This window comes from Halomonas sp. H10-9-1, assembly GCF_040147005.1.
In the GTDB taxonomy this organism is placed as follows: Bacteria; Pseudomonadota; Gammaproteobacteria; order Pseudomonadales; family Halomonadaceae; genus Halomonas.
Map to the genome: position 1 here is coordinate 2,063,761 of NZ_JAMSHO010000001.1, position 11,768 is coordinate 2,075,528.

The following is an 11,768-nucleotide window of genomic DNA, read 5'->3' on the forward strand; positions in this document are numbered from 1 at the left end:
GCCGTGGCGTTGCCCGGGGCGCCATAACAGCCTCGCATCATACCACTCCGACACGGGCAAAGGGAGCTGGCTGTGCCAGCTCGGGCCCAACGACTTACTCAATGACGAGCGCAGCCAGCAGGTCGCGCAGCTCGTCCTCGATGGGTATGGCGCGATTGGCGGCCACGTCGAGCAGCACGAAGGTGATGGTGGCACGACTCACCAGGGCGCCATCACCCTGCCGGTGGATCTGCTGGGCCATGCGCGCGCTGCGCCTGCCCAGCGCGCAGATCCGACTGTCGATCTCGAGGTCGTCACCGGCCACCGCCGCGGCGCAGTAGTCGATATTGATATTCACAGCCACGAAGGCCACGTCGCCGCGCTGCAGGCGACGCGACAGCTCGGGCCGATCGTCGAAGTAGGCCCAGCGCCCCTCCTCCAGGAACTCCAGGTAGCGGGCGTTGTTGACGTGGCCGTAGCCATCGAGGTGGTAACCACGCACGCGCAGCGACGTTCGAGTCGTTCGGCGATCCATGGGGCATCACTCCTGTCGGGGAAAGGCTCGATTCTAGGCATCGATACGCCCAGGTTTCAAACAATCGTTTTACATTTCACCGAGGATCGACGCTGGTACCCCCACGCGCCTTCGGTGATAATGGCTACCCTTTTCTCCGGGAAAAATGCTTCATGTGGTTCAAGCACTTACACCTTTATCGGCTGCACGACGCGCCCGAGCTGGACGCCGCCACCCTGGAAGAGGCCCTGGCCGAGCAGGCCGCCCGCCCGCTGGGTGGCCAGGACCCCCGCCGCCTGGGCTGGACCTTCCCCGGCGGTCGCGCCGACACCGCCCGCCTCCATGAGCTGCAGGGCCAGCGCCTGCTCAGCGCGCTGCGCCAGGAGCGCCTGCTGCCCGCCAGCGTGGTCAAGGAGGAGGTCGAGGAGCGCGCCGCCGAGGTAGAGGCCCGCGAGGGGCGCAAGCTGCGCCGCCAGGAGAAGATCGCCATCAAGGAGCAGGTGGTCGAGGAGCTGCTGCCCCGCGCCTTCGTGCGCAGCCAGAAGATCGACCTGTGGTGGGACACCCGGCGGCGGCTGATCGGCATCAACGCAAGCTCGCGCACCCGCGCCGAGGAGCTGCTCGACCTGCTGCGCGAGACCCTGGGCAGCCTCAAGGTCACCCCGCTGGCCACCCAGGTGATGCCCATGCGGGCCATGACCCAGTGGCTCACCGACCCCGCCTCGCGCCCCGCCGACCTGGTGCTGGGCGACCAGGTGGAGCTCAAGGCCAAGGGCGACGACGGCCTGCTGCGGGCCCGCCAGGTGGACCTCGACAGCGACGAGATACAGCAGTTGCTGGAGAGCGGCCGCCAGGCCAGCAAGCTGGCCGTGGAGGTCGAGGGGCGACTAAGCTTCGTGCTGCATGACGACCTGGCACTGAAGTCGCTGCGCTTCGGCGACGCCCTGATCGACGAGGCCAACGCCAGCGACGATGGCGACGATGCCCTGCTGCGCCTGGACACCGACTTCGTGCTGATGGCCCAGGCCCTGGGCGAGAACACCGAGCGCCTTATCGCCTGGCTGGGCGGCGAGGCCGGCACTTCAAGCGACGCCTGAGCACCATGACCGAGAACCGACCCGACAGCGACGCCCAGGACCCCTGGGCCGATATCCGCCCCTACCATGACGACGAGGTCGCCGCGGTGCTGGCGCGCCTGACCCATGAGCCGGAACTGCTCGACGCCCTGACCCGCTTCCGCCTGCCGCGCCTCTCGCGCGTCATGCCGGGCCTCTCGCGCACCCTGGCCAGCCTGGCGCTGCGCCGACAGGCGCGCGGCGTGGCGAGCGTCAGGGACTTCCAGCAACGCATCGCCGGCTATATGGAGCGGATGATCCGCACCACCACCGACGAGTTCGAGACCACAGGCCTGGATGCCCTGGACCCGGGGACGGCCTATCTCTTCATCGGCAATCACCGCGACATCTCGCTGGATCCGGCCTTCGTCAACTACGCCCTCTACCTGGCCGGGTGCAATACGGTGCGCATCGCCATCGGCGACAACCTGCTCAAGAAGCCATATGTCACCGACCTGATGCGCCTCAACAAGAGCTTCATCGTGCCGCGCAGCGCGCGTGGCAAGCGCGCCATGCTGGCCGCCTACCAGAAGCTCTCCGGTTATATCCGTCATTCCATCACCGCCGACAACCACTCGATCTGGATGGCCCAGCGCGAGGGGCGCGCCAAGGATGGTGTCGACGGCACCGACCCGGCGATCATCAAGATGATGACCATGGCGCGCCGCACCGAGGATCGCCAGGCGAGCCTCGGCGAGGCGATCGCCGAATTGCGCCTGGTGCCGGTGGCGATCAGCTACGAGTACGACCCCTGCGACGTGCAGAAGGCCCGCGAACTGCATGCGCTGCGCTCAAGCGGCACCTACGAGAAGGGCCAGTACGAGGACATCCAGTCCATCGTCGCCGGCATCACCGGCCACAAGGGCCGGGTCAGGCTCACCTTCGGCACCCCGCTCTCCGACGACTTCGCTGCGCCGGACGCCGTGGCCGCCGAGATCGACCGCCAGGTGCTCGGTGGCTACCACCTCTTCCCCAGCCACTACCTGGCGCTGGAGGCACTCGGCGTGGCCCCCGAACTGCTGGATCTCGGCGCGGCGAGCGACGCCGACCGGAGCCGCTTCCAGGCGCGCCTCCAGCAGGTGCCCGCCGAGCTGCGCGACTGGTGGCTGGCCCAGTATGCCAACCCGGTGCTCCACAAGGCGGGGCGCGCGCCCTTCGACCCCACCGCGGCCGAGCGGGACCGGCGGGCCGAATAGGCAAGCCGCACCAGGGGCAAACGTGCTATCGTCTCGACCATCGACACGCTCGGTCACCACAAGGAGCACGCCATGTCTTCATCGGTAATCCAGAAAACTCGCGTTATCAATGAGCTACGGAGCTTCATCAAGAAGCTCCTGCAAGATCCCAAGATACTCGAGCAGTCGCTGGAGATCGCTCGTCGCCACCTGCCGGAAGACAGTTCCGAGGCGGCCATGGTGCGCATCGCCAACGAGATCTCCGAGACCACCAGCGTGCATATCCCGGAGGAGCACTCCGAGGCGGACAAGCTGTTCCTCGAGCTGCTGCGCGAGGTGGTCGGCGAGGAACAGGCACTCTACTGACTCTCCCTCACTCCGCATATGACGACGCCCGGCCATGGCCGGGCGTCGTCGTGTGCGCGCGAGCCGGCTCTGATACAATGACAGGCCATTGTTTTGACTAGAGTTATACAAACTCTCACCGCATGTACTATCTACTCAAGCTGTTCCCCGAGATCACCATCAAGTCCCGCTCCGTGCGTCGCCACATGACCCGTTGCCTGGCCGCCAACGTGCGCAACACCCTGAAACCGCTGGATGCACGCATCGGCGTTCGCGAGAAGTGGGACCTGCTGAGGGTCACCCTGCCCGAACAGGCCGCCCCTGGCCTCGCCGACGAGGTGGAGGCGCGCCTGGGGCGCCTCCCCGGCATCCAGGAGGTGCAGGAGGTACGCGAGGTGGGTTTCGCGACCTTCGAGGAGATCGCAGAGTCGGTGGTGCCGCGCTGGCAGGAGCATATCGTCGGGCGCCGCTTCCGGGTCTCGGCCAAGCGCCGCGGCAACCACGACTTCACCTCCGTCGACCTGGAGCGCCACCTGGGGGCGGCGTTACTGGCTGCCGCACCCGACGCCCGGGTCGACCTGACCCGCCCCGAAGTGGACGTGACGGTGGAGGTGGTCGAAAGCCGCCTGCGCCTCATCGATCGACGCCTGCCGGGCCTGGGCGGCTATCCGCTGGGCCTCCAGGGGCAAGCCATGGCGCTGATCTCCGGTGGCTACGACTCCCCGGTGGCTGCCTGGCGCATGATCCGCCGCGGCATCAAAACGCACTTCCTGTTCTTCAACCTCGGCGGCCCGGAGCACGAGCGCGGCGTGCGCGAGGTGACCCACCATCTGTGGCGGCGCTACAGCCTCTCGCACCGAGTCAACTTCATCTCGGTGCCTTTCGAGCCGGTGGTGGGCGAGATCCTGCGTCGGGTGCCCGACGGCATGATGGGCGTGGTGCTCAAGCGCATGATGGTGCGCGCCGCCTCGCGCATCGCGCACCGCCACCGGGTGCCGGCGCTGGTCACCGGCGACGCCATCGCCCAGGTCTCGAGCCAGACGCTGACCAACCTTGCGTTGATCGACGACGCCAGCGAGCTGCCGCTGCTGCGACCGCTGCTCACCGAGGACAAGCAGGCGATCATCGCCCAGGCCCGCGAGATCGACACCGCCCGCTTCGCTGAAAGCATGCCGGAGTACTGCGGCGTGATCTCGCGGCGCCCCAACAGCTTCGCCCGCCGCGACCAGATCGCCGCGGCGGAGAGCGGGTTCGACTTCGCCGTGCTGGATGCCGCCATCGAGGCCGCCGAGGTCACCCGCAGCGACCGGCTCGCCGCCCCCGAGGCCACCCCGCTACCGGACACGGCCCTGGCCGAGGCAGGCGCCGGAGACGTGGTCAGCGTGATCGACATCAGGGCACCGGCGGAGCGCGAGGCAGCGCCGCTCCGGCTCTCCGCCGGACGCTGCCTCGAGATACCCTTCTACGAGCTCCAGCAGCGCGCCCCCGAGCTGCCCGACGACCGCCGCTATTTCCTCTACTGCGACCAGGGGGTGATGAGCCGCATGCAGGCACTCCACCTGCATGACCGAGGCCTGACCCACTTCGGCGTCTACCAAACGTCCTCGGCGCGTTGAATTTGCTGTCTCGCCCGGCGCGGGAGCGTCTACGCTGGAGAGAAAGATACTTATCGTTACACGAAGGGGTACTTCGGGAGCGAGCCGATGGTCAGGCGCAAGCGTCAGGCCCCATGCAGAGACACCGGAAACGGCGAGATACTACTCGACGACGGCTGGCCGCGGCCGCCGCACCTGCCCGAGCCCCGCGAGGCCCCGCGGCGCCGGCTGTGGCCCTGGCTGCTGCTGGTCCTCGCCCTGATCGGCACCGCCTTGGCCGGGCTGGTGGTGGCCGAGGTGCGCTCCTCGGAGTGGCAGGCCCGCGAGCTCTCCCGCTATGCCGGACAGCTCACCTATGCGCTAGCCCCCGGGCCCAGCGAGCGCTGGCAACCGCCCACCCACGGCCCCTTCGACACGCGTCTCGGCTACACCGACCTGGCCGATTTCCAGCGCCGCCTGCAGCGGCATGACTTCACGATCGAGCAGCAGGCACGCTTCTCACCGGCGCTGATGCGCTATGCCCAGCGTGGCTTGTTCCCGCCCTATCGCGAGAAGACCCGGGCCGGGCTCGACCTCGCCTCCTGCAGCGGCGAGCCGCTCTACCACTTTCGCCATCCCCAACGCCACTACCCCGACTTCGAGTCCATTCCGCCTCTGGCGCTGGCGATGCTGCTGTTCATCGAGAACCGCGGCCTGCTGGATACCGAGGCCCCCCACGCCAACCCCGCGATAGACTGGCCGCGCTTCGCCCGCGCGGCTCTCTCCCAGGTGGGCGAGGCGCTGGACCTGCCTGGCCAGTCAGCCGGCGGCAGCACCCTGGCCACCCAGATCGAGAAGTACCGTCACTCCCCCGGGGGGCCTCACCCACTCACCTACGGAAAAGCTCCGCCAGATGCTCTCGGCCAGCGTGCGCAGCTACCGCAACGGTCCCGAGACCCTGAGCACGCGGCGCGATATCGCCCTGGACTACCTCAATACGGTGCCGCTTGCCGCCGTACCCGGCAGCGGAGAGGTGCACGGCCTGGGCGATGCCCTCTGGGCGTGGTTCGACGCAGACTTCGCCACCACCAACCGGCTGCTGAACGAGGCACCAAGCGCCACGCTACCCACCGCGGCCCACGGCCAGGCCCTACGCCGCACCCTGGCGCTGATGATCGCCCAGCGCCGCCCCAGCGGCTATCTCAATGCCGGCAGGCAAGCCCTCGAGGCGCTGACCGACAGCCACCTCGGGCTGCTGGCCGAGCATGGCGTGATCTCCCCCGCGCTTAGAGATATCGCCCTGACCCAGCGGCTGGACTTCCGCGACTTCGCCCTGGCCCCCATTCGCCCACGTGTCGAGGCCGGCAAGACCCTGCAGGTCGCCCGCACTCGCCTGGCGTGGCTGCTGGATGTCTCGCTGCAGGAACTGGACCGCCTCGACCTCTCGGCCACCACCACCCTCAACGCCGAGCTGCAGGCCGCCGTCACCGCGCACCTCCACAGGCTCGCCGACCCCGAGTTCGCCGCCGCCCAGGGGCTGATCGGCGAACGCCTGCTGGATGCCGACAGCGCCGCCGCCGTGCGCTACAGCTTCACCCTGCTGGAGCGCGGTGCGGCGGGCTTCGACGTCCGCGTGCAGACCGACAGTGACGGCCAGCCCTTCGACTTCAACCAGGGCAGCAAGCTCGAGCTCGGCTCCACCGCCAAGCTGCGGGTGCTGGCCAGCTACCTGGAGATCGTCGCCGAGCTTCACGCCGAACACGCCGGCAAGTCCGCGGAGGCCCTGCGCGCCGTGCCGGTGGATCGACAGGACGCCATCCGCCGCTTCGTGATCGACCGCCTGGCCGCGGCACCAGAGACCCGCCTGGACGAGCTGCTCGAGGCCGCCATGCAGCGCCGCTACTCCGCCAGCCCCCACGAGGCCTTCTTCACCGGCGGCGGCCGCCACACCTTCAGCAATTTCAGCCGACAGGATGACCGCCGCCGAGCGACCCTGGAAGAGGCGCTGCGCGAATCGCTGAACCTGCCCTTCGTGCGCCTGCTGCGCGACCTGGTGCAGTTCACCATTCATCAGGAGGCGGATCGCCGGCGCCTGCTGGAAGACGACGATGATCCGCGCCGCCTCGACTATCTGCAGGGCTTCGCCGACCGCGAGGGGCGCGTCTTCCTGCAGCGTTTCTGGCGCAAGTACCGCCACTTCGACACCAGCGCACGCCAGGAGGCCCTGCTCGGCGGCCTCAAGCCCGATGCCCGCCGCCTGGCCGCGGTGTTCCGCTATCTCTACCCCGAAGGCGACTCCATCGCCCTGACCGCCTTCCTCGCCGAGCGCCTGGACGACAGGCGGCGGCTCGATCTCGACCTTAGCGCCCTGCACGAACGCAGCGATCCCAGCACCCTCAGCCTCTCCGACCAGGGCTATATCGCCGGGGTGCACCCCCTGGAGCTGTGGCTGGTCGGCTTCCTCATCGACCGACCCGACGCCGACTATGCCGATGCCGAGCGGGCCAGCCGCGAGGCGCGCCAGGAGGTCTACGGCTGGCTGTTCCGAACCCGCCACCGCAGGGCCCGGGATTCACGCATCCGCACCATGCTGGAGGCGGAGGCCTTCACCGAGCTCCAGCGTCGCTGGGAGCGCCTGGGCTACCCCTTCGCCCACCTGGTGCCATCGCTGGCCACGGCGCTGGGCAGCTCTGGCGACCGCCCCGCCGCCCTGGCCGAACTGGTCGGCATCATCCTCAATGACGGGATACGCCTGCCCACGAGACGCATCGACTCGCTGCACTTCGCCGCCGACACCCCCTACGAGACCCGCTTCGTGGCAGACGCCTCCCATGCCCGGCGCGTCATGGCCCCGGAAGTGGCCGCCACCCTGCGCCGCGCCCTGGGACAGGTGGTCGAGGGCGGCACTGCGCGGCGCCTGCAGGGTAGCTTTTCCCTGGTCGACGGCACCCCGCTCGCCCTGGGCGGCAAGACCGGCACCGGCGACAACCGTTTCCAGACCGTCACTGCCTCGGGCCAGGTGATCCACTCCGAGACTCGCAGCCGCACCGCCACCTTCGTCTTCTACCTCGGCGACAACCACTTCGGCACCCTCACCGCCTATGTTCCCGGCAGCGACGCCGCAAGCTTCAGCTTCACCTCGGCACTGCCGGTACAGGTGCTCAAGGGCATGGCCACCCTGCTCACCCCCTACCTCGCCCCGGGAGAGCAGTCCGGCTGCCACCCCGCCTCGCCTCCGGAGCCGCTGATGGCCGACGACACCCGCCAGTCCAACGAGACTTCCTGAACCCGCCTGCCGGGTGCAGTCAGGCGCCATCCCGGCTACAATCGAGCGTCTGATTTTCCTGGAATTCAAGAGCCGACATGTCGACGAACGCCACGCGCAAGATCCTGGTCACCAGCGCCCTGCCCTACGCCAACGGCGCCATCCACCTCGGCCACCTGCTCGAGTACATCCAGACCGATATCTGGGTACGTTTCCAGAAGAGCCGCGGCCAGCAGTGCCACTATGTCTGCGCCGATGACGCCCACGGCACCGCCATCATGCTGCGTGCCGAGCAGGAAGGCATCCCCCCCGAGGCGCTGATCGACCGCGTCAGCCGCGAGCACCAAGCAGACTTCGCCACCTTCGGCGTGGCCTTCGACAACTATCACTCGACCCATTCGGAAGAGAATCGCACCTTCAGCGAGCTGATCTACACCCGCCTGCGCGACAAGGGGCATATCGCCACCCGGGACATCGAGCAGATGTACGACCCGGTGAAGGGGCTGTTCCTGGCCGACCGCTTCATCAAGGGCACCTGCCCGACGTGCAAGGCGGATGACCAGTATGGCGACAACTGCGAGGCGTGTGGCGCCACCTATACCCCGGCGGAGCTGATCGACCCGGTGTCGGCAATCTCCGGCGCCACCCCCGAAGTGCGCGGCTCGACCCACTACTTCTTCAAGCTGCCCGACTTCACCGACTTCATGCACCACTGGATCAACGACGGCCACGTCCAGCCGCAGATCCGCAACAAGCTGATGGAGTGGTTCGAGGCCGGCTTCAACGAGTGGGACATCTCCCGCGACGCTCCCTACTTCGGCTTCGAGATCCCCGACGCCCCGGGCAAGTACTTCTATGTCTGGCTCGATGCGCCGATCGGCTACCTGGCCAGCTTCAAGAACCTCTGCGATCGCGAGGGCCTCGACTTCGACAGCTACTGGCGCAAGGACAGCGATGCCGAGGTCTATCACTTCATCGGCAAGGACATCGTCTACTTCCACGCCCTGTTCTGGCCGGCGATGCTGCACGGCGCCGACTTCCGCACCCCCACGGCGGTCAACTGCCACGGCTTCGTCACCGTCAATGGCGCCAAGATGTCCAAGTCCCGGGGCACCTTCATCAAGGCCGCCACCTACGCGGACTACCTCAACCCGGAGTACCTGCGCTACTACTTCGCCGCCAAGCTCACCTCCCGGGTGGACGACCTGGACCTCAACCTCGAGGACTTCGCCGCCCGCGTCAACAGCGACCTGGTCGGCAAGGTGGTCAACATCGCCAGCCGCTGCGCCGGCTTCGTCAAGAAGCTGGGTGGCGGCAGGCTCTCCGCCCACTGCGCCGAGCCCGAGCTGGTGGCCCGCTTCATCAGCGCCGGCGACGAGATCGCCGAGCAGTTCGAGGCCCGCGAGTTCGGCCGCGCCATGCGCCTGGTGATGGAGCTGGCCGACGAGGCCAACACCTATATCGCCGAGGCCGAGCCCTGGGTGCTGGCTAAGCAGGAGGGCCGCGAGCAGGAGGTACTGGAGATCTGCTCGGTGGGCATCAACCTGTTCCGCCAGCTGATGGTCTATCTGGCCCCGGTGGTGCCGTGCATGGCCGAGGGCACCCGCGAGTTCCTGAAGCTCGAGTCGCTGGACTGGCATAGCCGCCACGCGGTGCTGCTCGACCACGAGATCGCCAAGTTCAAGCCGCTGATGACCCGCGTTGAGCGCGACAAGATCGACGCCATGATCGAAGCGTCGAAGGAGGATCTGGTGGAAGAACAGAAGCTCAAGGAGACCCCGCGGGGGCCCCTGGCCGAACAACCGATCGCCGCGGAGATCGCCTTCGAGGAGTTCATCAAGGTCGACCTGCGCATCGCGCGTATCGCCAAGGCGGAGTACGTCGAGGGCGCCGACAAGCTCCTCAAGCTGACCCTCGACCTGGGCGGCGAGTCGCGCACGGTGTTCTCCGGTATCCGCGCCGCCTACGCCCCCGAGGCGCTGGAGGGCCGGCTCACCGTGATGGTCGCCAACCTGGCACCGCGCAAGATGCGCTTCGGCGTCTCCGAGGGGATGGTGCTGGCCTCGGCCAACGACGAGGGCATCTACCTGCTCTCGCCGGATGCCGGCGCCGAGCCCGGCCAGCGGGTGACCTGAGCCACCGTGAGCCAGCATGACGTGATCGTGGCCATCGACGCCCTGCTGCCGCAGACCCAGTGCGGCAAGTGCGGCTTCGATGGCTGCCTACCGTATGCCGAGGCGATCGCCGAGGGCGAGCCGATCAACCGCTGCCCGCCCGGTGGCGAGCGCACCCTCGTGCGGCTCGCCGAACTGACCGGCCAGCCCGAGCGGCCCCTGGCGGAGCCCGCCCAATTGCCGCTGGCCGCGGTGATCCGCGAGGCGGAATGCATCGGCTGCACCAAGTGCATCCAGGCCTGCCCGGTGGACGCCATCCTCGGCGCGGCCAAGCGCATGCACACGGTGATCACCGACGAGTGCACCGGCTGCGAGCTGTGCGTGGCGCCCTGCCCGGTGGACTGCATCGACCTGGTGCCCCACCCCGCCTGGGAGTCTGCCGAGAGCGAGGCCGAGCGCGACGCCTACCTGGCACGCCGCGCCGAGCTGGGGCGCCGACGCCACCGCGCCAGACAGCAGCGCCAGGCCCGGGAGGCTCGCGACAGGCGCCTGGAGCGCCAGAAGCGGCTGATGCAGCAGCGCCGGCGGCCCGACAACGCCGGCGGCGCCGCCACCCAGGGAAGCTCATTCGTGAAGCGCCAGCGCAAGATGGCGCTCAAAGCCGCCGAGCAGGCCCTCAAGCGCGTGCAGCAGCAGCTGGAAAGCGCCCGCCGCCGCCGCGATGCCGACGCCGAGGCCACTGCCCTGGCCCAGCTACCCGAGGCCGAGCGGCTGCTCGCCGAGGCCAGAAGCGCGCTGGATAACGTCTAGCACCTGCACATCTGGAGGGATGACGATATCGAGGGGCGCCGGGGACAGGTCGCAGAGGAGGTCCTACGCCAGGGAAGGCGTCGGTAGCGTACAGGGACGTATTCACAGCGCCTCCTCGCAGACCTGTCGCCGGAAAAGCCCCGACTCAGGCCCGCACCCTCGGATGCCAGACATTCCCATTCGACAGGACCCCATGAACGCCCAGAAACGCTTTGAAATCTTCGCGCGGCTGCGCGAGCACAACCCCGAGCCCACCACCGAGCTCCACTGGGAGACCCCCTTCGAGCTGCTCGCCGCGGTGCTGCTCTCCGCCCAGGCCACCGACGTCGGCGTCAACAAGGCCACGGCCAGGCTCTTCCCCGTCGCCAACACCCCCGAGGCGATCATCGAGCTCGGCCTCGACGGGCTCAAGGAGCACATCAAGACCATCGGTCTCTACAACACCAAGGCCGAGAACCTGATGAAGACCTGCCATCTCCTGGTGGACAAGCACGCTGGTGAAGTTCCCGGGACCCGGGCCGCCCTGGAGGCGCTGCCCGGCGTGGGGCGCAAGACCGCCAACGTCGTCCTCAACACCGCCTTCGGCCAGCCCACCATCGCCGTGGATACCCACATCTTCCGGGTGTCGAACCGCACCGGCATCGCCCGTGGCAAGGACGTGGTCGAGGTCGAGAAGAAGCTGCTGCGCCATGTGCCCAGGGAGTTCCGCCAGGACGCCCACCACTGGCTGATCCTGCATGGCCGCTATACCTGCATCGCCCGCAAGCCCCGCTGCGGCAGCTGCGTGATCGAGGACCTCTGCGAGTTCAAGGAGAAGACCGAACTCTGAGCCAGGCCCCAGGGCTGGCGCCAACCGCACTGGCCTGCTTGACTGGCG

The 11,768-nt window shown here is 68.3% G+C and carries 9 protein-coding genes and 1 pseudogene; 9 read left to right on the top strand and 1 reads right to left on the bottom strand.

Annotation, left to right across the window (positions count from 1 at the left end):
* Positions 1–94: 94 nt before the first annotated feature.
* The gene (locus NFH66_RS09490; protein ID WP_349610083.1) at positions 95–514 is read right to left on the bottom strand and encodes an acyl-CoA thioesterase; all 420 of its coding nucleotides are present in this window, start codon (positions 512–514) and stop codon (positions 95–97) included.
* Between the two features lie 152 nt (positions 515–666).
* On the opposite strand from NFH66_RS09490, the gene NFH66_RS09495 reads away from it, so the two are divergent.
* The 9 genes and pseudogenes from NFH66_RS09495 to nth all read left to right on the top strand — a co-directional run bounded on the left by NFH66_RS09495 (position 667) and on the right by nth (position 11,720).
* Positions 667–1,590 carry a recombination-associated protein RdgC gene (locus NFH66_RS09495; protein WP_349610084.1) on the top strand — a complete coding sequence of 308 codons (924 nt, stop codon included), beginning with the start codon at positions 667–669 and terminating at the stop codon, positions 1,588–1,590.
* A 5-nt stretch (positions 1,591–1,595) separates the two neighbouring features.
* Positions 1,596–2,804 carry a 1-acyl-sn-glycerol-3-phosphate acyltransferase gene (locus NFH66_RS09500; RefSeq protein ID WP_349610085.1) on the top strand — a complete coding sequence of 403 codons (1,209 nt, stop codon included), beginning with the start codon at positions 1,596–1,598 and terminating at the stop codon, positions 2,802–2,804.
* Positions 2,805–2,876: 72 nt separating this feature from the next.
* On the top strand, positions 2,877–3,149 hold the full coding sequence (locus NFH66_RS09505; protein ID WP_349610086.1) for a hypothetical protein: 273 nt from the start codon (positions 2,877–2,879) through the stop codon (positions 3,147–3,149).
* Between the two features lie 122 nt (positions 3,150–3,271).
* On the top strand, positions 3,272–4,744 hold the full coding sequence (gene thiI, locus NFH66_RS09510) for a tRNA uracil 4-sulfurtransferase ThiI (RefSeq protein WP_349610087.1): 1,473 nt from the start codon (positions 3,272–3,274) through the stop codon (positions 4,742–4,744).
* 489 nt (positions 4,745–5,233) lie between these two features.
* Positions 5,234–5,503, top strand: a pseudogene (locus NFH66_RS09515) (hypothetical protein); the annotation flags it as partial.
* 112 nt (positions 5,504–5,615) lie between these two features.
* Positions 5,616–7,988, top strand: coding sequence for a glycosyl transferase family 51 (locus tag NFH66_RS09520; RefSeq protein ID WP_349610088.1), 2,373 nt, complete (start codon positions 5,616–5,618; stop codon positions 7,986–7,988).
* 77 nt (positions 7,989–8,065) lie between these two features.
* Entirely contained in the window at positions 8,066–10,102 is a 2,037-nt protein-coding gene (gene metG, locus NFH66_RS09525; RefSeq protein ID WP_349610089.1) for a methionine--tRNA ligase, read from the top strand.
* A 6-nt stretch (positions 10,103–10,108) separates the two neighbouring features.
* Complete coding sequence (locus NFH66_RS09530) at positions 10,109–10,891, top strand: RnfABCDGE type electron transport complex subunit B (protein ID WP_349610090.1); 783 nt, start codon at positions 10,109–10,111, stop codon at positions 10,889–10,891.
* 193 nt (positions 10,892–11,084) lie between these two features.
* On the top strand, positions 11,085–11,720 hold the full coding sequence (nth, locus tag NFH66_RS09535; RefSeq protein ID WP_349610091.1) for an endonuclease III: 636 nt from the start codon (positions 11,085–11,087) through the stop codon (positions 11,718–11,720).
* The last annotated feature ends 48 nt before the right edge of the window (positions 11,721–11,768 follow it).